This window comes from Paenibacillus sp. 2003, from assembly GCF_031455635.1.
GTDB classification, from domain to species: Bacteria; Bacillota; Bacilli; order Paenibacillales; family Paenibacillaceae; genus Paenibacillus; species Paenibacillus amylolyticus_B.
In genome coordinates this window covers 329,908-354,613 of sequence record NZ_JAVDTB010000002.1, presented here as the reverse complement: position 1 = coordinate 354,613, position 24,706 = coordinate 329,908, and the positions used below count along the sequence as shown (strand labels likewise).

General features: G+C 47.2%; 6 protein-coding genes. All 6 read left to right on the top strand.

The window, feature by feature from the left end; all coding sequences use genetic code 11:
• Window positions 1-15 precede the first annotated feature (15 nt).
• The 6 genes from J2X75_RS13605 to J2X75_RS13580 are packed head-to-tail and all read left to right on the top strand — an operon-like array spanning window position 16 to window position 24,690.
• A complete protein-coding gene (locus tag J2X75_RS13605; RefSeq protein ID WP_310337653.1) occupies window positions 16-16,809 on the top strand; it encodes a non-ribosomal peptide synthetase/type I polyketide synthase in 16,794 nt (5,597 codons plus the stop codon).
• On the top strand, window positions 16,799-20,995 hold the full coding sequence (locus J2X75_RS13600) for a beta-ketoacyl synthase N-terminal-like domain-containing protein (RefSeq protein WP_310337181.1): 4,197 nt from the start codon (window positions 16,799-16,801) through the stop codon (window positions 20,993-20,995). The genes J2X75_RS13605 and J2X75_RS13600 overlap by 11 nt, the downstream gene beginning before the upstream one ends.
• Window positions 20,992-21,249 carry an acyl carrier protein gene (locus J2X75_RS13595; RefSeq protein ID WP_017687150.1) on the top strand — a complete coding sequence of 86 codons (258 nt, stop codon included), beginning with the start codon at window positions 20,992-20,994 and terminating at the stop codon, window positions 21,247-21,249. Before J2X75_RS13600 ends, J2X75_RS13595 begins: the two co-directional genes overlap by 4 nt.
• A complete protein-coding gene (locus J2X75_RS13590) occupies window positions 21,246-22,397 on the top strand; it encodes an acyl-CoA dehydrogenase family protein (RefSeq protein ID WP_310337179.1) in 1,152 nt (383 codons plus the stop codon). Before J2X75_RS13595 ends, J2X75_RS13590 begins: the two co-directional genes overlap by 4 nt.
• Entirely contained in the window at window positions 22,394-23,374 is a 981-nt protein-coding gene (locus J2X75_RS13585; protein WP_310337177.1) for an ACP S-malonyltransferase, read from the top strand. Before J2X75_RS13590 ends, J2X75_RS13585 begins: the two co-directional genes overlap by 4 nt.
• Window positions 23,371-24,690 (top strand): aspartate aminotransferase family protein, encoded by a 1,320-nt coding sequence (locus tag J2X75_RS13580; protein ID WP_310337175.1) that lies wholly within the window; start codon window positions 23,371-23,373, stop codon window positions 24,688-24,690. The genes J2X75_RS13585 and J2X75_RS13580 overlap by 4 nt, the downstream gene beginning before the upstream one ends.
• Window positions 24,691-24,706 lie beyond the last annotated feature (16 nt).

Below are 24,706 nucleotides of genomic sequence, written 5' to 3'. Positions count from 1 at the left end.
TGAGGTGTGGTCGTGATGGTACAAAAAACCGTTGAACTTTCCGAAACACAAAAGGGAATCTATTTTGATTGTCAGGTGAATGATCCCACTTCGTATAACATCTCAGCTTCAATGCAATTTGATCATCTTCAAATGGAGATATTTCGCCGGGCCATCGAATTGCTTATGTATGAGCAAGTGGTGCTGCGTACTCGGATTGAGATTCAAAATGATGTACCCGTGTTATCCGTTCATGAAGATATGGATTATTCACTTGTCTTGTGGGACCTAAGTAGCGAGAATCAGGAGAATCCAAAGGAACAACAGTTAGAAGCACTGGTGGATGAATGCATCGGGACACCTTTTGAGCTGGAGAAAGGTCCTCTGTTCCGTATAATGATTGTTCAGATGGATAAAAGCCGATATATTCTGACCTTATGTATTCATCATTTAATATGTGATGGCTTGTCGCTTGAACTGATGAAAAACAAACTTATCCAGTCATATACATGTCTTCTTGAAGATCAACCTGTGGATGTCAAGCTGGATGAAGGATTCATCTCTTATGTTGAGGCAGAGAACAAGAAACTGCACGAAAACAAGTACTCCAAAGAGCGGGAATACTGGTTAAACAAAATGAAGGGAGCGGAACCTCTTTCTCTAAAGCACGACTTTCCAGCAGGTTCTTTACAAGAAGGAATTGGTCATGAACTGCGATTTGATATTTCGGAATCGTTAATGGCTGATATTACACAGATGTCCAAGGATAATGAAGTAACTGTTTTTATGTTCTTTATGGGTGCCTTTGGCATTCTTATGAGTAAATATGTCGGTACAGACGATATCACCTTTGCCTCCCCATATTCTCATCGTCCCGGTATGGACTTGGAAGAAACGATTGGATGTTTTGTCCATATGCTGCCTATGCGATTCCATATTGACCTCGAATCAACTCTAAAACCTCTGCTGCAACAAGTAGCCACAACCTGGATGGATACGTACAGGAACATCGGATATCCCAATAACCTCATTGTCAGAGACAGCATGTTACAGGCTCAACCCGGATCACCATCGTTGTTTGATATCTCCTTTGTTTATGATTCCTATGAGGAAGATATGCTTGGAACTCGTATTATGGATCAGGATAAGGTTACGTTTCCAGGAGATCTGATGGTGGTGTTGAGCCGTTTACCGCAAGGTGCGCAGTTGAAGCTGCAATATAAACCGAGCTTGTTCCGTGAAGATTCAATGGAGCGAATGGGCCAACGATTTCTATATTTGCTGAATCAACTAGTAACCAAATCTGATCAAAAAATCAGTGAGTTCAGCCTCCTGATGCAGGATGAGAAAGAAAACCTACTGTACCGATTCAATCAAACTTCTTATTTTCCCTACACTCCACAACATATTATGGATATATTTCACGATAAAGTAGCACGTTTCCCGGAGCGGGTAGCTCTAATGGAAGGCAAGCAGCATCAGACCTATGCGCAGGTCAACGCAAAAGCGAATCAATTGGCTAGGCAGATCGTTGCGAGTAAAAAAAGTGATAACGCGGCAGTTGGCGTGCAGATGCCACGTTCCTCGGATATGGTCATTGCCCTATTGGCTGTATTAAAAGCCGGATGTGCTTTTGTGCCTGTAGACCCTTCCTATCCTTTGTCCAGAAAGGACTATATTATATCGGATGCAGACATATCCATCGTGCTGGCTATGCAACCCGAAAAAGATGACGAGACGCTGGATGTCCAGTACATCTACGTTGAGGGCGATCAGGCCTATACGGGGGATGTCTCAAATCTCGAAAAGGCGCTGAATCCGCGTAGCCTTGCCTATATCATGTACACGTCCGGATCAACAGGCAAGCCAAAAGGAGTCATGGTTGAAAATCATAGCGTAGTCAATACACTGCTTGATCTGGAGCGTCGTTTTCCAATGCAGGCGCAGGATGTTTACTTGCTGAAAACAGCATATACCTTTGATGTGTCGGCCACGGAACTTTTCGGCTGGTTCATGGGTGAAGGCGCACTAAGTATTCTTGAGCCTGGAGCAGAAAAAGACCCTTCTCGTATTTTGTCTACGGTTGCATCACATAAGGTGACCCACATCAACTTTGTTCCAACGTTATTCCGTCTTTTTCTGGAAACGATGGAGCTTCGCTCCGATCTGTCAGCATTGGAAACGCTGAAATGGATGTTTGTTGGCGGAGAGGCAGTTACGCCTGACATCATTGAGAAGTTTAACAGGTTAGGCATTAGAGCAAGTCTTGAAAATGTATATGGTCCAACCGAATGCACCATATGGGTTTCTCATTATCCGTTAAGCCATTACGAAGGCTTGGGCAATGTACCGATTGGCTACCCGCTCAATGAGTCCAGATGGTATGTCGTCGGAAATCATGATGAGCTTCAGCCGTTAGGTATTCCAGGGGAGCTTTGTCTTAGCGGTGTTGGGCTTGCACGTGGATATTTGAATCTGGAACAGATGACCCGAGAAAAATTTGTCCCTAATCCTTTCTTTCAAGAAGGACAGGACGCAGCGCATTTCAGGTACATGTACCGCACAGGGGATCTGGTACGTTCACTCCCAAGCGGTACGATCGAATATCTGGGACGCATTGATTTCCAGGTTAAAATTCAGGGAGCCAGACTGGAGACAGGCGAAATTGAGAATACGCTGTCATCCTATCCGGGTGTCATCCAGACCGTGGTAGTCATGAAATCATTTGAAGGTAGGTCCGGCTTGCTGTATGCCTACTATCTGTCAGAGCAGGAGCTGCCTTCTGTCGGATTGAGAGAGCACCTGTCTCGTTCGTTACCGGCATACATGATACCATCCGTTTTTGTACATAAATCCGAATTTCCATTGAATAGCAGTGGGAAGATTGACCGGAAGGCACTTATGGCAGATATCACGCATGCTCACACTTCCAGTACGTTCTATACCGCCCCGTCTTCCGAACTTGAGAAGGTTATAGCCGAAGTGTGGGCCGAAGTGCTCGGTGTTGAGAGAGTAGGGCGCGATGACCATTTCTTTGAATTGGGCGGAAATTCATTTTCTGTCATTCAGGCTCACAATAAACTAAAACATTATACCGATGTGGAGTTCCCTGTTCCTCGTTTTTTTGAATGCCCGACATTGCGTCAATTTGCTGCGCTGGGTCCGAAGGATGAGGCAGTTCGGGTACCGACTGAAAGGGAACAATTGTTTCAACGAAAAGACGGCATTATGCGTGAGGACATTGCAATTGTGGGCATGGCGGTGAATGTGCCGGGCGCTGAGGATATAAGGGAGTTCTGGAGTAACCTGGTTGAACGGCGGGAAAGCATTCACTTTTATAGTGATGATGAATTGAGGGGGCTTGGTGTGGAGGAAGCGCTGCTGCGTTCACCTCGTTACGTCAAGGCAAAAGGACGTGCCAACGGCATCGATGAGTTTGACGCAGGGTTCTTTGACTATACTCCCGGTGAAGCCAAAATGATGTCTCCCCAATTCAGACTTCTGTATCAGGGAATATGGGAAGCGCTGGAGGATGCAGGCTGCAGACCGGATGAGGCGGGTAAGGTGGGAGTGTTCCTTGGCGGGTCCGATGACTTCGAATGGTACCGTCAAGTGCTTTTTAACGATGCTAACTATAGCAGTAAATACGAAGCATTTACCCTCAGCACCAATCATTTTCTCGCTACCCGAATGGCTTATAAACTTAACTTAAAAGGGCCTGCCTATACCGCTCTGACGGGATGTTCTACTTCATTGGTTACACCTCATCTGGCATGTCAATCTTTGATCGTTGGAGAATGTGATGTGGCCGTGGCTGGTGGGATTACCGTGGAGTTGCCCAATGAAGGGGGCTACATATTTGAGGATGGCATGATGTTCTCCACAGATGGACACTGTCGTCCATTTGATGCGGCAGCCAGTGGAACCGTCTTCTCCAATGGTATGGGAATTGTGGTGCTGAAGCGGGTAACCGATGCTCTGCGGGACGGAGATCATATCTACGGGGTCATCAAAGGCTCAGCAATTAACAATGACGGACAAGAGAAACTCAGTTTTCTTGCTCCAAGCGTAAGCGGACAGGCTGAAGTCATTCAGGATGCTTATAAGGTAGCCGGAGTAGACCCGGAAACAGTGAGTTATATCGAAGCACATGGTACGGGAACGTTGCTTGGTGATCCAATTGAAGTAAACTCGTTAACTCGGGCCTTTGCTTCCGACCAAAAGCAATTTTGTTATCTGGGTTCGGTCAAGGGCAATGTGGGACATATGGATACAGCCGCAGGTGTGGTTGGTTTAATCAAGGTAGCGCTCAGTCTTGGACAAGGTTATATCCCTGGAACAGCGAATTATGAGCAGCCTAATCCCAAGATTGATTTTTTGAATACGCCTTTTAAAGTTAATGCACAAGGGGTGGACTGGAAACAGGGCAATGTTGGAGTCATGCGCGCAGGAATCAATTCATTTGGTGTGGGGGGCACGAATGCTCACATGGTATTGGAGGAGGCTCCCGAGATGGAGAAGTGCAGTCCGGATGATGACGTAAATATATTGCTTTTTTCCGCCAAAACAGAGTACTCGCTGAACCGCACCGCTGAACGGATTATGGAACATCTGACTCAACATCCGGATCAATCTGTGTCGAACGCAGCGTGGACCTTGCAGTCAGGTAGATCTGTTTTTGCGTATCGTAAGGCACTCATTCTGGATAAGACATGGAAGGATAATCCGGACAAGCTGATACAGCAGCTGGGGAAAGCACGCGTATACCATTCGGCTCAAGGCACTCGTCCCGTATACTTTATGTTCCCTGGACAGGGCAGTCAGTATCAGGGAATGGGTGCGGAATTATACAGATCTACAGAGCAAGCAGGCCTGGCTCCAATCTTCAGAAGTTATATTCAGGAAATATTGGACCTTCTGCCTGCGGAAGAACGAGAAGATATGCTGTCCGTTGTATACGGGGATCAGCAGCCTGAGCGAATAAACCAGACGGAGTACAGCCAATTCGCACTGTTCATGACCAGTTATGCGCTGGCCAAGTCGCTGTTGGATCTGGGCATCAAGCCAGATGGCATGATCGGACACAGCATAGGTGAATTGGCTGCCGCTGCGGTAGCGGGTGTGTTCGAACTCGGAGATGCTGTCAAGTTAGTTCGGCTTCGCGGACGTCTGATGCAGCAACAACAACCCGGGGTCATGCTTGCCATTATGGCGGATGCACAGCAGGTGAAGTCACAACTGGAGGAAGACATGTGGCTTGCCCTGGTGAATACTACAGGTTCCAGTGTGATTGGTGGGACAGCTGAAGCCATTTCACGGATGGAAGCCAAGGCTGAAGGACTGGGCTGGAAGTGCATTCGTGTGAAGACTTCCCATGCATTCCATACGCCAATGATGAATCAGGCTGCCGAGGAATTTAGACGTTATCTAGCAGAGCATTCACTTCATACGCCACAGATCCCATTACTGTCCAACACCAGTGGAACATGGGCGCTTGGAGATGAAATCACACAACCTGACTATTGGTCCCGTCATATTTTACAGCCGGTGTTGTTTGAATCAAACCTGGCTGAAGTGTTGAAGGATGAGCGGGCTGTATTAATTGAAGTCGGTGCAGGACGAACGCTAAGTTCCTTTGCCAGACAGCATAGTCAATCAAGAGATTCCCAGACGGTACTGAATATGCTGCGTCACGTAAGGGAAACAGAGCAGGACAGTATCTATGTGAACCGCAGACTTGCGGAGTTATGGTGCGAAGGCATTGAACCGGACTGGAAGGTTCTCAAAGGGCAGACGGTACGACGCAAATGCTCTCTGCCTACTTATGTTTTCAACAAACAATCCTATCCTGTCAGTGTTTCTCTTTCTGGCTCATCAGCAGCGGAAGGAATGGGTACCGGGGATGATAGGCAACATGCAGAGCAGGGTAAGGGAAGTAGCTCTGCTCTAATAAAAGGGACAGTTTATACTGGTGGTTCATACCAACTGAAACAGATTGTCCTGGATGCATATCGAACGATTTTTGGCATCGATGATCTAGATGAAGAGGTTAATTTCTTTGCGGTTGGAGGAGATTCTCTCAAAGCAGTCAGCTTGTCTGCATGGATCCGGTCTCATTTAGGAATTCAGCCTGAGGTAGCAGATATTTTCAATCATTCAACGCCTATTCAATTGGCGGAGCATCTCTATGTCATTGCGAAACCAAAAGTGGACCAACAGACAATTCAATCTGCACCCACTATGGATGCGTATCCAATCTCTTCTGCACAGATGCGTATGTTCACACAAGCGATGCTTGATCCAGGCAATACGGCATACAACCTACCGTCTGCAACCATTATTGAAGGTGAATTGGACCGTATAAGAGTTGAGGCTGCTTTGCAGAAGTTGATGCAGCATCATGAGGCGCTCAGAACATCGTTTGAGATACGGGGCGTTGAGATCGTTCAGATCATCCAACCTTCGGTTCGCTTAAGTATGGGCTATGCAGAGCAGCATGTGGCAGATGACCAAGAGTTGCCTGCGATGATCGAGACATTGATTCGTCCTTTTGATCTGGGGAGTGCTCCGCTTATGCGGGTTGAACTGATTAAGATAGGCGAGCGCAAGCACCTGTTATTCTTTGATATTCACCATATTATCGCAGATGGTACATCTGTCGAAATCATTACTCGTGACTTCAATGATTTATATTTTGGCAAAGAGCATACAGTCCGATTACAGTACAAAGATTACGCGGTATGGCAGCAGCAGCGTCTCGCTTCAAATGAATACAATTCACATCAAACATACTGGCTGGACCATCTTGGCCCTTCTTTACCTGTGCTGGAGCTTCCACTTGACCATGAGCGTCCATCACAGCGATCCATGCAAGGGGGACGTCTCCATTTCACGTTGAATCGTTCGTTAACACAAAACTTGCACGAGCTGGCTTCCTCATCGGAAGCATCCATGTATATGGTAATGCTAAGTGTGTGGAATCTTCTTCTTGCACACCGCTCAGGTCAGCAGGACATTGTGGTAGGAACGCCTGTTGCAGGAAGGATACAAGAAGAGTGGAAAGAGACGGTAGGCATGTTTGTCAATATGATTGCGATACGGAATTTTCCAACGTTTGATCGTACGTACACTGATTTTTTACGCGAACTTAAACAACATACACTGGATGCTTTTGCGTATCAGGAGTATCCGTTTAATGAGCTTGTGGCACAACTGGGCGTGACACGTGAGTTGAATCGAAATCCGGTATTTGATGTTTGTTTCGATTATCAGAACATGGATTTGCATGGACTTGAACTTCATGGTTTGCAATTCAGTTCTTTTCCGGTGGAGACGGGTACGTCCACTTATGATCTGTTAATGACCTGTCAAGAAAACAGGGAGAAGCAGGTGATTGAAGGATATATCGAATACTCGATGGATCTGTTCCGCCGGGACACAGTTGAAGGTATGATGCAGGAGTTTATCGGACTCTGCCAAGAGGTTGTACAACAGCCCAATCTGTCTCTGAGCGAACTGCTTGAGAGAAACATTGGTTCTCATGAGCACCCAGTCCATCTGCTTGCTGGTCCACGTCTGGATTACACTCCTTCGGTGGGTCTGCATCGGCTGTTCGAGCTGCAGGCAGAACACACACCAGACAAGAAAGCTCTCCTTGTATCATCCGGAGCCGCTTTTACCTACAGGGAGCTTAATGAAAAAGCTAATACGCTGGCTTGGAAGCTTATTGATCAAGGTGTACGCCGGGATGAACCTGTGGGCATATTATCCAGACGTGATGAATCGTTGATCATTATGCTATTGGCAGTGCTGAAAGCTGGGGCGGCTTATGTGCCTCTGGACCCTGCTTTTCCGCCGCAGCGTATCCTGAATATGATCGAAGATAGCAGAATGAACGTATTACTGTGTACGCCTGATGAAGAAGGCACAGTGACTTTTAGCGGAGAGCGATTCGTGTATGATCCAACTGCCCAGGATGTGCGCTCATCCGTTAACCCGGACGTAAACTTCCTGTCTTCGGACCTGTCCTGTGTGATTTTCACCTCAGGATCGACGGGTCGTCCCAAAGGGGTCATGATTACTCATGAGGCGATGGTCAATTTTGTTGAGGACATCAGGCACCGACATATTTTTGCACATGAGACAGATCGCATCATCAGTGTAACGACCATATCTTTTGATATTTTCGGATTTGAAGTGTGGGCACCATTATGCACCGGATATTCGCTGTATCTGGCCAATGAGCAGGAACAGCTTGACCCGGCTCTTGCTTCACGTCGAATACGTGAACATGGTGTTACGCACATTCTTAGCACGGTCTCACGCATTAAGGCATTTGTCGAAAATCCGGAATTCGCTCAGGCGCTGGGCAATCTGCGGTGTGTTCTTACCGGAGGGGAAAATGTCCCTGTGGGACTCCTCACCGATCTGAAGCGGCTTACGCCCGCTCGAGTCTTTAACATGTATGGACCAACGGAAACTACGATCTGGTCAACGACCAAAGAATTGAATGACACAGCCGCGATTACCATTGGCAAGCCCATTACCAATACAGAGATTTATATTCTGAATGATGAAGGTGAAATACTGCCACCTGGAAGTTATGGAGAGCTGTGCATTGCAGGAAAAGGATTATCCCGCGGTTATATGCACAATGCAGCTGAGACCGATGCCCGATTCATTGCAAACCCCAATGTGTTGGGAGGCCGTTTGTACCGAACTGGCGATCTGGCCCGTATACTGCCGGATGGGGATGTTGAGTTAATGGGACGGTTGGATCAGCAGGTGAAGATTCGTGGCTACCGGATTGAACTGAACGAGATTGAGCAGGCAGCGATGAATTATGAACGTGTAAGAGAAGCTGTCGTTAAGGTAGAAGGGGCCGAGCAACATTCATTACAATTAATCCTTTTCTACAGTCTTAAGCCTGGGATTGGGCCTTCCGTTATGGAAGATGAAGACGTACAGCTTCGGACCTGGTTAAAGCAGCGGCTTCCACAGTACATGATGCCTTCTCGCTTGATTTGTCTGGAAAATCTGCCTGTGCTGCCTAATGGCAAACTGAATCGCAATGCCCTTCGTCTGGCTGATTTTGAAACGGGAGAGAAGGCTAATCCGGCTCTGGTTTATGGCTCATCGATTCAAGGAATGGAGCAGGCAAAAGTTGATCTGGAGCAGATGCTTATTGCAGCGTGGAAGGAAATATTGAATCTGGATACGGTTAATATCCATGATCACTTTTTTGACATCGGAGGCAACTCGCTGGGGCTTATTCTGATTAATAATCGGCTGAATGCCTATCTGGATAAAAGCGTTCCGCTGGTGCAATTGTTTGAGCATTCCTCTATTGCATCACTGGTCAATCATCTGGTGGCTGAGCAGATGCTGCCGACAGTTACACAACAGGTGCGAGAGGAGAGCGGGCATATCGCTACGGCTGGATATCCTGTTACGAACCCAGACCCGACAACAGCTCCCAAAGATGATGTGATGAGCACAGTTGAACACAGCAAAGTGGAGCAGAGCAGACTGGCACAGAGCAGACCAAAACAGAGTATCTCGTTTGCTTCAGACCACAGTAGCAGAGATTCTTCGTCGTCGGATATCGCAGTCATTGGCATGGCAGGGCATTTTCCCGGCTCAAGAAATATTGAGGAGTTCTGGGATAATCTAATGGCAGGTAAGGACGGTATCACCCGTCTGAATGAGGAGGATCTAAACGCTGCGGGTGTACGACCGCAAGACTTCAAACATCCTGATTATGTACGGGCCAAAGGTGTACTGCAAGATACTGAGTATTTTGACTCCGGATTTTTCGAATATCCGCATCAGGAATCCAACATGATGGATCCGCAAATACGGCTGCTGCATCAGTGCTCATGGGAGGCGCTTGAGCATGCCGGGTGTGATCCTTACAGTTATGAGGGATCTATAGGATTGTTTGCCGGAAGTGGACTGAGCTTACCATGGATGGTGCAATTTCTAGGTCGTTCCGGTAATTTGCTACAGGCTTTTGAAGCCATGACTTTAAATGAAAAGGACTATATTACAACCCGAGTATCTCACAAATTAAATCTGAGAGGGCCGAGTATGGCCGTACAGACCGCATGTTCAACTTCTTTGGTTGCTATCCACCAAGCTGCTGAATCGCTGATTCGTGGGGAGTGTGATGTGGCACTTGCGGGAGGTGTCTCTATCTCCTATCCGCTCAAAGAAGGTTATCGCTGGCATGAAGGCATGATTTATTCAAAGGATGGTCATTGCAGACCGTTTGATGAGCAGGCATCTGGTACTGTGTCTGGTAATGGATGTGGAATGGTTGTGCTCAAGTCACTCCGCGACGCGCAGAGAGATGGAGATCATATCTATGCAGTCATTAAAGGTTCAGCGATTAATAATGATGGCATGGACAAGATTGGATATACGGCACCGAGTGTGGCCGGGCAGGTCAAGGTTATTCAATCAGCCCTTCATCGTTCGGGAGTGTCTCCAAAAGAGATATCCTATCTGGAGGCGCATGGAACAGGAACCAAACTGGGGGACCCGATTGAAATCGAAGCACTCAGGCAGTCATGGGGAACAGATCGTAGAAATTATTGTGCTCTAGGTTCTGTGAAAGCCAATATTGGGCATCTTGATGCGGCAGCAGGTGTCGCCGGTTTTATTAAAACCGTACTGACGCTTTATCACCGGGTGGTTCCGCCACAGATTCATATGAATCGGACGAATCCGATGTTGGAACTGGAGCATAGTCCCTTCTATATCAACAAGGAGCCACAGTCATTAGAAGACGCGAAGCATGTCCTGCGAGCAGGTGTCAGTTCGTTTGGGATCGGGGGTACTAATGCTCACGTCATTCTGGAGCAACCGCCCGTCCAAGAGAGCCAAGCCAATTATGAATCATTGCTTCTGCTGCCCTTCTCGGCCAAAAGTGAATCTGCGCTGGAACGCACGTACGATTCGGTTCTACAGGCGATCCATGCATTGCCGGAGCAGTTGCCCAATGCTGCATGGACGCTACAGAAGGGAAGAAGCAGATTCATTCATCGTAAAGCGCTAATCGTTGTAGACGGTTATATTCCGCCAAGCGAGCAGTCTGTAGAGTTTGAGACACAGACAAGTGTGATGAATGGGAAGCCTAAGGTCATGTTTTACCTTAGCGGGAATGTAAGTTGGGAAGCGCGCAAGATTCGGGAACTATATGCTTCTGTGTATCGCAGCCAGGTCTCAGAGATATTCAAACAGCACTTTGAAGAGATACTGAATCTCTTTGAGTCCAAGGAACAGTATGCCATTCGCCAGGGCATAGGGCGATCGTTAACCGATCCAAGGCTTGAGCGCATGCAGTGCTTTGTTGTGCAATATGCTCTTTATAAAACCGTGATGCAGCTTGGTATCAAGCCGGATGCTGTCTGTGGACAAGGCGTTGGCGAACTGGTGGGGTTGGTTATTAGTGATGCACTTGATCCAGTACATGCCGTGGGGCTTTTATACAATCTGGAGCATTGGTCACTAGAAGAAGGAGCATTGTCAGATGCTTTGACAGGAAGGATGACAGATGCAACTGTAACAGACCTTGCGTCGAGTATTGCACCACTGTTATCTCCAAATTTCCTGTTCACGCTGCTAAATCGCAAGACGCTTTCTGAATCTGCTGGGCATACGCTGTGGATCGTTTCGAATCAGCAGCAGGATACAGACCAAATAGCCTTGGATTCATTTTCAGAGCCAAACATCATTGCTCTTACTGGAGATCGTCAGAGCTTGCTTGAGGCAGACGTGTATTTAATGAAAGTACTCGCTTTTTGCTGGTGCTCTGGCATGGAGTTGGATTGGGAACAGTTAAACGGAACGGGGCGTAGGCAAAAAATCTCCCTGCCGACGTATTCCTTTGATCCGATTGTTCATCAACATGATGTTGCGTTGTATCAGCTTGCAGGTATGTCGCAGGTTGCGGCGGGTTCTATCGCAGCATTAGACCAATCTCCATCTGGGAAAGTCACGGTTCAACGGACTGATGATGAGATAAGGCATATATTATCGCAATTGTGGCAGGAGTTGCTTGGTAATGGAGCAGTCAGCCTTGAAGATGATTTCTTTGAACTTGGGGGTCATTCATTAAAAGCGATTTCCTTGGCGTCGAGGATTAAAGAAATGTTTGGATTAAATTTGGGGCTGGAAGAGGTTTTTGATCATTCTGTGTTTGAACACATGGTCCAATGGATTGCTCAACATCAGGCTACAAGTGACTCTGATCCAGTGAACCCAATCTTGCCTGTAACTAAGAAAGAGAAATACAAGACCACTTCTGCACAGCGAAGAATGTATGTGGTGCATGAGTGGATGAAAGGTGAGAGTACGGCGTACAATCTCGCCAGCTCTTATATGGTAAGAGGAAAACTTGACCCTGTTAAATTCAGAGTAATAATGGATGCACTGGTAGAGAGACATGAAGCATTCCGTACTAGGTTTGAAATGATTGACGGTGAGCTTTTCCAGGTTGTCGAGGATCAGGTTCCAAGCGTTGTGGAGTTGCTGGAATTAGAAACAGCAGGGTTAGAGCAGGTCATGGAATGGATAAAGCCTTTTGATCTGACCAGCGCACCATTGGTTCGTGTTAAGCTCATTCGCCTTTCTCAAGAGGAACACATCTTATTCATCGACATGCATCATATCATTTCGGATCAGAGTTCCATTGCGATCCTGATGCAGGATTTTGCTCGCATGTACAGAGGAGAAACATTGCAATCTCTTGACATTCAGTATAAGGATTATGCGGAATGGCGTAATGAAGTTGCTTCACATGGACAATCCGTTGAAGACGCCAAGTTTTGGATACAGGAATTCAAAGACAAGCCTGCACCAGTTGTATTGCTTACAGACTTCCCAAGACATGGCGCGTCATCTTACAGAGGAGACAGACGTTCCATTGAACTTGGTGAGTTGTTAAGCACACAGGTCAATGATTTCTGTACTCAACAAGGGCTTACACCCTATATGTTGTTCATGGCAACTCTGAATCTATTAATCTGGAAGTATACGGGTCAAGACGACTTGGTCGTTGGTACAGCGGTTGCGGGGCGTGAGAAGCCAGAACTCAACAACGTTATGGGTATGTTCGTGAACATGCTTGCCATTCGCACCAACATGGACAAAGAATGGTCCACAGAGACGTATTTGAATGAGATGCGTGGCAAGCTGTTATCCTGTTATGAGCATCAACATTATCCTTATGAAGCACTGGTGGAACAACTTGGTCTATTCGGTGATTTAAGCCGCAACCCCCTATTTGATGTGGTGTTAAATTACATTAATATGGGAACCGATGATCCTGAAGCCGGGGAACTAATGCTTGAACCATGGGTCGAAGGTAAGGTGGATGCCAAATTTGATCTGACTTGGACACTGGTCGAGCACAAGCAATGTTACACGGTTGAACTTGACTATCGCTCGGATTTGTTTAAAGCGGAGTCCATGGAACTGATGCTGGATAAATTCCGGTATATCCTGTCTCAGATCACAACAGGGCATAATGAACGAATTGGTCAGATTAAGCTCACTACACCGGAGGAAGAGGAATGGCTGCTGTACGGAGTCAACGATAATGCCGCTCAGTATCCGCGAGATGCGACCATTTCCCAATTATTCGAGGAACAAGTTCATGTGCATGCACAGAAGACAGCATTGGTCTGGGAAGACGGTGAATGGAGCTATGCGGATCTGAATGAACGTGTTCAGTGGCTGGCGTTCAGGTTGCTTGGACAAGGGATAAAATCAGGCTCCAGTATTGCTCTCATTCTGGACCGTGGACCGATCCAGATGATCAGTATTCTTGCTACACTCAAACTCGGTTGCAGTTATGTTCCGATCGACCCGGCTTCGCCGCCATCGAGAATTGAATTTATTTTGCAAGATTGCGATGCGGCTGTGTTATTGACTGAAACGGCGTATGTCTCCACATGGCAATCTGTAGTTCCTTGTATCTTGCCGGCAGATGAACTGGCAGCATTTGATTCAGGAGACATGCAGGAGCCTGTTGAAGATATGAACATGACCGCTCTTGACCCGGCTTATATCATTTATACATCAGGGTCAACAGGAACCCCGAAAGGGACTGTGATGAGTCATCGCAATGTGACCAAAGTCATGAAAAATAGCAATTTTGTCACCGTCGTGCCAGAGGATCGTATCCTGCAAATTTCTAACTATGCGTTTGACGGTTCCATTTTCGATATTTTTGCTTCATTAATAAATGGCGCTACTCTTGTATTAATCTCAAAAGAGACCATTTTGGATATGGCTCGTTTGGCGGATGTCATCAGACAGCAACGAATTTCAGTATTTTATATTCCGACATCCTTGTTTAATATGCTGGTGGATTGGGATGCTGATTGCTTGAAGAATGTGCGTAGAGTGATGTTTGGTGGTGAAGCTGCATCGGTGAGTCATGCCAACAAAGCGCTTGCATGTGTGGGTCCGGGCAGGTTATTGAATGGATATGGGCCAACGGAAGCAACCTTTTTTGCCTCCTACCACTTATTACAGCAAACAGAGCCTTATACTGGCTCACTGCCTATAGGTTACCCCCTGTCTAACACAGCCTTGTATGTTCTGGATGATGAGCTGAAGCCTGTGCCACCTAACGTTCCAGGGGAACTGTATATCAGTGGGGATGCGGTAGGTATTGGATATCTTAACCGTGAGGATCTTACCCAAAAACACTTTCTTAATGATCCCTTCCGCAAAGGAGAACGAATGTATCGGACAGGTGACATCGTCAAACGTTTGATTGACGGCAGTCTGATTTTTATTGAACGTTCGGATTTCCAGGTCAAGATTAGAGGTTTCCGCATTGAGTTATCGGAGATAGGCAACTGCATGGAGCGTCTTTCAGGAGTTCGTGATGCCTTTGTCATGACAGTTACAGAGCCATCAGGAAGTCTATACATTGCTGCTTTTTATACAAGCAACACTGGGGCAGATACTGAGTACATTCGAAGAGAACTTCACCAGCAACTGCCAGAGTACATGGTGCCAGCACGAATTATTCGAATGGATCATCTTCCGATTAATGCCAATGGCAAAGTGGACCGAAGAGCATTGTCCGAGCATTTGGTTGAAGAGCAGCAGAGGTCTCTGGAAGTGAATTCACCTCGGACAAAAACAGAGCGTGTCATTCTTGCCGCCATGCGACAGATACTCGGTAATCCAAGCATTGGTGTGGAAGATCACTTCTTTCAAAATGGGGGGCATTCGCTCAAAGCGATTGCATTCACTCAAATTTTGTCAAAAGAAGGAATTGCCATCAATGTGAACGAATTATTCCAATATCCGACAGTTAGAGGACTTGCCAAATTAGTAGACATTAATCCTCCGGCGTCAGTTTGGTCCGAAGATAGCCTGCATATCCAGTCCCCGATAGTCATACCACAGGACATAACACTTCATGAAAAACAACTGGACAGCCTGGTCCTGCATGTCTTAAACAGCTGCAATCAGGTTTCATTTTTTATGGCGGGCATGACCCCTATGGGTCAATTCCCACTATCTCCAATACAACAAGCACATGCTTCTACGACTTCACGAGCAAGCGGATTTACAACAACGCTGGAAGGCGAATTGAATGAACAAGCTGTAAAACACCTGATACTTGGGGTTATATCCCGGCATCAGTTACTGCACAGCATGATATATGAGGAAGAACAATTGTATTGGCATCCATGTGATATGTCGTTAGCGGCGGACATGCTGCAACAGCTTATCCCATATCTTGATATTCGTCATTATGCTTCGGATACGATTGAGCAGTTGGAGTACAAACTGGTTCAGTCTCTGTTATACAAAACGTATACGCTGAAGGAACTACCTTGGCGTCTGTGTATTTTGCGTACAGGAGCCACAGAGCATAAGCTGATTTGGAGTTTTGATCATCTTGCGTTTGATGGTATGAGTGCTCAAATCATCAAACAGCAACTTGAGTCGAAGGCATTATATAGACCGCAAGGTGTAGGGACAGAGAGTGATCTTCTGTACCAAGTACGAAATTATGAGGATTATGTAAATTTTCTGTCTCAAGGCCCCATAGGGGTATCTGAAGATGAAATGAAGAAACAATTTTCACTTCAGGCATGGAATAGATATAACACCATCGTCATGGACAAGTTGAAGGAAATAGAAACATTGTCGCCTTCAGCAATGACTGCCGAGTTGTCCCTTGCAGGGAAGGAGCCTGCAGATGTTTGGTGGACATACTTTGAAACTTTTTCCAACATCATTGCGGCTTATCTGAACATAAGCCAATTGCCAATAGCCCTGGTGCATTACGGAAGGGAGTATGGCGAAGAATCCTACTACGATTATGTGGGAGAATTCCTTGATCTGATTCCAGTGCTGGTAGACAGTGAATTCACACAGGAAGATCTGTTGGAACGTCTGGAATTTACGAAGCGACACAGCATTAACTTTATGTCACTTACACATGATTCTTCCCTCTTGGCACAATATGATGGCATACGGGAACAATTGGGAACTGCCTACAGGCAAGCAGAACAGGAGCCGCGTCAGATGATTCTGTTTAATTATCAAGGCTTCATCTCCAGCAGCGAAGCGATCCCAATGTCGTCTCAGTCGTCGGATGACCAAGATTCGAATTCGGGACTCGCCCAATTCGAATGGGTAATTCGCTACGACGAAGAGTGTCTGTACGTACATCTGGCCTGTCAGGCTGGTCTGGACATCAAACGTATGAAACAGCTGATTGATGACAAGCTTGGTAGCGATGTGAAAGTGGTAGTTCACAATGAGGCAATGGAGGTGCAACATGTCCAGTAAATCCATACAGCGAGGACCCGAGCTGATTGTGCCAGAGCATTATTCAACAGTGGCTGAGATGTTAATCTACATTGCAGATACTCATCCAGAAAAGGGAATGACCTATATCAGCTCTTCAGGTGACGAACAGTTTGAATCATATCCTGAATTACTGATGCAGGCGCGCAAGTACCTGCAGTCTCTTCAGGAGCAAGGCATTCAACAAGGACAGGTCGTTATTTTGGAAATTGACCAGTCACAGGAATTTTACCGTACATTTTGGGCTTGTATGCTGGGGGGCATTATTGTCGCCCCGGTTAGTCCTCCAGCCGCCTGGGAACCAGGCTCAGCTGGTCTGGAGAAATTCACGAAAGTGTGGGAGGTACTCGGGCGTCCGGTTGTGATCGTCGAGGAAGCCTACATGCCCAAGTATAAGCAGCTTGCGGAAAGTCCGGTATTCAAAGATCTTATGTTGATTAGCGTGAATCAGCTTCAAGCAGGCCAGCAGATGGCTGATCTATGCCCAACCTCTCCTGATGACATTGTGTTCCTGCAATTCTCATCAGGAAGCACGGGAATTCCCAAAGGTGTGCAGTTAACAAATCACAATATTATCGCTAACAGTATTGCATGCAAGACTTTTCTTGGATCTGAAGAAGGAGATAATGTGTTTACCTGGTTGCCGCATACGCATGATATGGGGATATTTGGACAGCATCTGACACCCGTCCTGAGTGGAGCCAACATCATGGTGATGTCACCTTATACCTTCGTACGGTCGCCTTATCTGTTCTTGCGCAAGATTACGGAGCATCAGGGAAAATGGTTTTGCTGTACCAATTTCGGTTTCGAATGGATGGTTCAGAAGATCCCGGATTCCAAGCTCTCAACGCTTGATCTGTCTTCACTGCGTATGACCTTGAATGGTGCAGAGCCTATATCAACGTCTGTTATTGAGCGATTTGTCAAAAAATTCAGCTCTTGTGGCTATCGTCCCAATATGATGTTTCCTGCGTATGGCATGGCCGAAGCGACAGTAGGTGTATGTACCTCCAGACTGGGGGAAGAGCCGCGAATTGAACGTATTTCACGTTCGCGGCTGGTGCAGGATGGACTGGCTGTGCCAGTACAGCTGCCTAGCAGTGATAGCCATACTTCGGATGTGATCGAATTTGTTCATGAAGGATATCCCATGACAGGGATTCAAATCCGGATTGCGGATGAACAGGGTGAAGTGCTGGATGAGCGGGTTGTTGGCGAAATCCAGATCCGTGGGGAATCGGTAACCTCCGGATATTACAGTCTCCCGGAGATCAATCGTGAAATGTATGTGGATGGGTGGCTTCGCACTGGAGACTTGGGTTATATGGCTGATGGCTCCCTGGTTGTAAGCGGACGAATCAAGGACATTGTGTTTATTCGGGGACAGAACCATTATGCGCATGATCTTGAAGAAATTTTGTACCAGAATAGCAGCATTCCTAGAGGGAATCTGACGGTAGTCGGGCACTTTAACAGCCTCAAACAAGTAGAGGAGCTGCTTGTATTTGTTAAATACAAATCGGGCACTCCACAGTTTCTGGATGTACGTCAGGATCTGATCCAACGTATGAGGGCTGGATTGGGTATTGAGATCACCCATGTTCTCCCAATCAAGGTTATTCCCAAAACGACGAGTGGCAAGGTCCAGCGCTTCATGCTGAGAAACGAATATGAGCGTGGAGTATTTACCAAGGACATCGAGGCCATTGAAGAGCTGATTCGCGAAAACACACAACAACAACACGAGACGGTTTCCGCATCGTCTTTGGAGTATACCGTACGCAAAGCCTGGGCCGAAATTCTTCAATTGCCCGCAGGAAAGATTGAGATGGATACTTCTTTTCTCGCACTTGGAGGCAATTCCATCCTCTCCTATCAATTACTTGACAAGCTATCCGCACATATGGGGCGTGAATTAGGACAAGAACTACTTGTTTTTTGCAGTACTGTACGTGAGATGGTGGAATATCTGCAGGAACTTCCAGCAGATACGAAGGACTTTGAACAAGCTGAAACAACAGATAATCACCTGAATGTACATCGTGCTATTGCTATTACCGGGCTGTCTCTGCGTCTGCCTGATGCCGACACCCAAGAGCAGTTCTGGAGCAATCTTGTTAACGGGTTAGATAGTGTTGACCGGGTAAGCTTAGAGCGTGCAACACACTCCAAGCAACCCGATTGGGATGACTGGATTGGGGAACTAAAGCAACCGGATACGTTTGATCATGAGTTCTTTGAAATCCCCTCTGAACAAGCTGCATTTATGGATCCGCAGCATCGCAAGTTGCTGGAAGTTGCTCATGAGGCGCTGGAGGATGCGGGTATGCTCGTGGATCATGAGGATAAGCGTGATGTGGGTGTGTATGTAGGGATTAACCCAAGCACATACTTCGATCTGGTTGTTGATTATATGAACCGGAGTCTTGGAAAGGCTGTTCATTCTCACGCTATGGTAGGCAATATGTCCAATATAGCAGCGGCCTCCATTTCACACATGTACAATTTTACAGGGCCGGCACTGTCCATAGATACAGCATGTTCTTCTTTTCTGGTAGCACTGACACAAGCTGTGGCGGCCATTCAGGACAAGCGTATCTCTGGAGCAGTTGTAGGTGGAGCGAACATTTTGGCTACACCGCATGTTCATCAACTATCACGCAATGCTGGAATCTGTTCTTCCACTCAACATACGAAGGTATTTGACCGGGAAGCAGATGGTTCAGTCTTGGGAGAAGGTGCTGTTGTTGTATATCTGGAGCCGCTAACAGAGGCAGTTCGCAACAATAAGCATGTTTATGGTGTGATTCGCGGGACAGCGGTGAATAACGACGGATATTCCCTGGGCATTATGGCACCCAACCCTCAGGGACAATATGAGGTACTCCGTGCCGCTTATCGCGATGCCAACCTAAACCCGAGCGAGATTTCTTATATTGAAGCACATGGATCGGGGACAAGGATTGGAGATCCAATTGAGGTGAATGCCTTGCTCCGACTGTTCCGGGAAAAGGGATGCACAAGCGACAATTCGATTGGATTAGGTTCAGTCAAAACCAATATTGGTCATTTATTTGCAGCCTCCAGTGGAGCCAGTCTTGCCAAGGTTTTGCTCAGTATGCAGCATGGGGAACTGGCACCAAGTCTGCATATGGATAATCCGAATCCGGCCCTCCGACTGGACCAATCGCCGTTCCATATTGTAAGCGAGCATAAAACGTGGGATGTACCTGAAGGAAAAACACGGAAGGCAGGCATCAGTTCATTTGGCCTGGGAGGTACGAATGCCCACATTGTGCTGGAGGAATGGAAAGCCCCTGTCCGTGCAGTTGCCCCGGCACGCGGCCAATTGTTAACGTTCTCTGCCAAATCAGAGCATGCTTTAAAAAAGCTGATTGATAACACGGAGCAGTATGTGAAGAAACATGTGGACCTGGCACTAGAGGATCTTTGTTTTACCCGGAACAGATATAGAAAACATTATCGGTATCGTGCAGCAGTAGCTGTCAGCTCAACCGGAAAGTGGAACATCGAAGAGATGGAGTACGGCTTCAAGCCTAGAAACCGAGCTGCTCGTGTCAATATTGTGGTTGGGGGGCATGAGATTCGCGGAGAAGATGAGGCTCTAGCTCGTCAAGTAATCCGGCCAGACGATTCTAATGAAGATAAGGTATCTACCTTGAACTATTGGGTGACCTTGCTTGAGACACTTGTACGTCTGGTCCCTTCCATTCAGGAGATTCGAGGAATAGCTGCAGGAGAGGAGCTTGTATCCAGTTTACATCTGGATGGCGAGGAACATCACAGCGCTCATGCAAGCCAATCCATTCCAGTGAAAAATAGAGTGACGTTAGACAGTCTGCAAGACACACCTGGCAAGATGGCAAGCGCCGACATTGTAATTATGATTGCTGCAGATCATACAGTGCAGCAGCTTGAATACAGTGGCAAGGAGAGCTTCATCCGCCTGTCTGCCAAGCCGACGCTTACCATGGAGGATCAGCTTGCTTTATTACTGGGACAGCTTTATGTACGTGGTGCTGCGCTGGATTGGGAACAGTTACATCCGAATGGCTCTGGCCAGATTGTACATCTGCCAGCACATCCATTTGAGCCGTATGTACATTGGATAGATGTGAATCAGGGAACGGAGGTCATGATATGACAAAAGAAGAAATTGAGCTTTTTATCAAAAGCGAGATTGCAGCAGCGTTGAATCAGGAGCCAGAGGACATTGATGAAGAGATGAATTTTTTGAAAATTGGTGTCTCATCTGTGCAGGCGCTCAAGATCATTAACCGTGCGCGTAAGCATCTTCAAGTTGACATCAGTCCGGTTGCGTTGTTTGAATACAAAACAATTGCCGAGTTCGCCGCCTATCTGAATGAATCTCTTCTTCAAGAGGGGGTTGCCGAATGATTGAAGTGGATATAGAGCAAGAGATCATTCATGAAGCTGAATTGTTTGCTGCCCGTGAAATTCGTCCTTATGCTCAACAGATTCAAGAGCAACAAGCCATTCCCAGAACATTGATCCGTGCCATGGCTGAAAAAGGTTACTTGGCTGCCTCGATCCCGGCTGAATATGGCGGCATGGGTCTCGGCCCTAAGGCGTACGGGCTGTTGACTGAAGTATTTGGCAAGGCTCTTCCAGCCGTTCGCAGCTTGTTAACGGTACATACTTCACTTGTAAGTGAAACTTTGGTACGTTTCGGAACGCCTGAGCAAAAATCGTCCTGGCTGCCCAAGTTGGTGAAGGGAGAATGGATTGCTGCCTTTGGCCTGACTGAACCGGAAGTTGGTTCGGATGCCAAAAGTGTAAAGACCGAGTGGAGAGAAGAATCGGACTGTTATGTTTTGAATGGAAAAAAGAAGTGGATCACGTTTGGACATCTGGCAGATGTATTTATCATTATTGCCTCGAATCAGGGACGAAGCACTGCTTTTTGGGTCGAACGCCAGTTTGAGGGTGTACAGACCAAACCTATCGAAGGTGTCATGGTTGCGGGAGAGACAGGTATAGCTGAGATTGATCTCCATGAGGTGCGTGTACCAAAGAATCACATTATTGGACGTCTGAATGAAGGTTTTGAGTACATCGTAACCGGGGCACTCGACCAGGGCAGATATAGCATTGCCTGGGCAGGGCTGGCGATTGCGCAGGAAGCGCTGGATGCCATGGTGACTTACTCAAGGAAGCGGAAGCAATTTGATCAGAAGCTGAGTCATTTTCAGCTGATTCGCGGCATGATTGGAGATGCAGTGACAAAAGTCCATGCAGCACGAGCATTATGTTTACGGGCAGCCGAGCTGAGAGAAGCCAAGGACCCGCAGGCCGCCATGGAGACAACGATCGCCAAATATTTTACGTCCAAAGTTGCTGTTGAAGTTGCAAGTGATGCGCTACAGGTTCACGGTGCGAACGGAATTAGTAACCAATATCCTGTTGCCAGTCTGTATAAGGAAGCCAAAATTCTGGAGATTATTGAAGGTTCTTCTCAGATGCAGCAGGAGATGATCTCGCATTACGGATTAAAAGCCTATTACAAGCGTGGCGGTGGCGTATGACGTTTTGTGCGTTATTTCCCGGCCAGGGAAGCCAGTATATCGGAATGTGCAGCGAGTTGTTGGACAGTGAGCCGGAGGCGAATCAGATCTTTGCGGAAGCGAGCGAGGTGATCGGATTTGATTTGAAGGCACTGGTTATGGAAGGGACCCTGGATCAATTGACGGTCTCTGAATATGCTCAGCCTGCTGTACTGACGGCAAGCTACGTTCTATTTGACTCATTTGTTCGCCGGACTGGAATGACTCCAGATTATGCAGTAGGTCACAGTTTGGGGGAGATTTCGGCTTTAGTAGCGGCGGGTGCATTGCGATTTGCTGATGGAATCCGTTTTACAGCTCAGCGTGGTGCGTTGATGCATCGCTCCATCCAAGAGCAAAAAGGAAGAGCGGGTATTGTTGTTGATGTAACCCAAGAAGCGCTTGAAGAATTAGTCGAGAATATTCGTCAGAACGAGTATGTGACGATCTCCGGTTATAATTCACCGGGACAGTTTGTCGTCGCAGGTACTGCGAAGGGTCTTCAACTGCTGGATGATCAGGTGGATGGCTTCGGTGGGGAATTCATTCCTTTTCGCATGATGCCAATGAAGGCAGATGCACCTTATCATAGCGAGTTGATGCAGTTCATTCAGCCTGAGCTTGAAGAGATGCTTGCAGGGGTTTCCTTCTCTGCACCGGTGTTTCCCATATGCTCTACAGTACATGGTGAGTTCATTCGCGGAGCCGAGGACATTCCTCAGCTGCTGAGCAGCCAGCTTTTGCAACCTATTCGCTGGAATCAGGCATTGGCACGCGTTCAAAATCTGGGAGCGACGGTATGGATCGATATCGGTCCAGGCCAGAGCGTAAGAAATATGCTGGCTGAGAATAAGACCTTGCCCGCAGCCTATTCGCTGGATGATCCGCAAGATCGGTTCAGGTTATTGGAGCGATATGAAGCAGTAAACCAGACAAGTGGGGGAGGCGATAAGGGATGATCACGGAGATGATGCAGTACAATCAGCGGGTGAAGCAATGGCTGCCTGGCGGTGTCCACTATAATTTTCACCTTCCTTGGGAAGAGACGCCGCTCCATTTCAAGCATGCTTCCCGAAGCAGAGTGACGGACATGAACGGCAACGAGTATTTGGATCTATATGCCCGCTTTGGTGCCCTCATTGTTGGCCACGGCAACGAGGAGTATAACGAGTGTCTGAAGGATACCATTGACCGTGTTCTTTCTGTAAGTCATTGCGATCTGGATGCAGAGGCTCTGGAACTGATCCATCAATATGTACCTTCAGCAGAGATGATTCGTTTTGGGTTATCAGGCACGGAGATTGTCCAGAATGCACTTCGTCTTGCCCGGGCGTGGACAGGTAAAAATCGCTTTATACGTTTTGAAGGCCATTATCATGGCAATGCGGACAATATTATGGGTGGCAAGACTGCCCGTACAGGTTTGCCTGTACCTTCAGACTATCCTGGTGACATGAAAGGAACAAAGGGGAGGGCAAGGGATGCCATGGAATCTCAATCCTACCTCCTGCCATGGAATGACGCACCCCGTCTGGAGGAACTATTTCGCCAGCATGGAGACGACATTGCAGCAGTAATCATGGAGCCGGTTTGTGTAAATGGAGGCGGAGTCATGCCTGCTCCGGGTTATCTGCAAAAAGTCAGACAGTTATGTGACCAGTACCAGGTCGTGCTCATTTTTGATGAGATTATAACAGGATTCCGTATGGGACTCGGTGGTGCCCAACAGTTATTCGGTGTAACACCCGATCTGACTACACTTGGGAAGGCAATCGCCGGTGGCGGAGTTCCGGTGTCAGCCCTGGTTGGCCGAGCGGATATCATGAAGTTGCTTGTAGACAAAAAAGTAATTCATGCGGGTACGTTTAATGGCTATCCATTAGGTACAGCTGCTGTAAAAGCTACGCTGGAAATGTTGGGCCGCAATGGAGGACAGGCGATGAACAGCATGAACCGCCACGCTGAGATGATGCATGACATACTCTGCCAGGAAGCAGTGAAGGTAGGTCTGCCTTTAATTGTTCAGGGTCCGTCTGGCTGTGCTTCTTATCACTGTTGCACGGAGCCGCTTACGGATACGGCTGATTATACGTTTGAATTGATGTCTTTTGATATTTTGTTAAATAGCAAGCTTGCTGAGCACGGTGTTCTGGTATCTACGCTCTCGCGGATGTATCCGAATATCCTGCTTGATATGCAGGATGTTGCCTGGTTTAGTGAGCGTGTCCCAGCAGCACTTGCAGAAATGAAAGAGCTCTACGACGAGCTGATCTGATGGTAGCTCAATAAGG

Excerpts from the sequence above, each read along its gene's own strand:
- J2X75_RS13605 (WP_310337653.1), top strand. The coding sequence starts at position 16 with ATGGTACAAAAAACCGTTGAACTTTCCGAAACACAAAAGGGAATCTAT.
- J2X75_RS13600 (WP_310337181.1), top strand. The coding sequence starts at position 16,799 with ATGTCCAGTAAATCCATACAGCGAGGACCCGAGCTGATTGTGCCAGAG.
- J2X75_RS13595 (WP_017687150.1), top strand. The coding sequence starts at position 20,992 with ATGACAAAAGAAGAAATTGAGCTTTTTATCAAAAGCGAGATTGCAGCA.
- J2X75_RS13590 (WP_310337179.1), top strand. The coding sequence starts at position 21,246 with ATGATTGAAGTGGATATAGAGCAAGAGATCATTCATGAAGCTGAATTG.
- J2X75_RS13585 (WP_310337177.1), top strand. The coding sequence starts at position 22,394 with ATGACGTTTTGTGCGTTATTTCCCGGCCAGGGAAGCCAGTATATCGGA.
- J2X75_RS13580 (WP_310337175.1), top strand. The coding sequence starts at position 23,371 with ATGATCACGGAGATGATGCAGTACAATCAGCGGGTGAAGCAATGGCTG.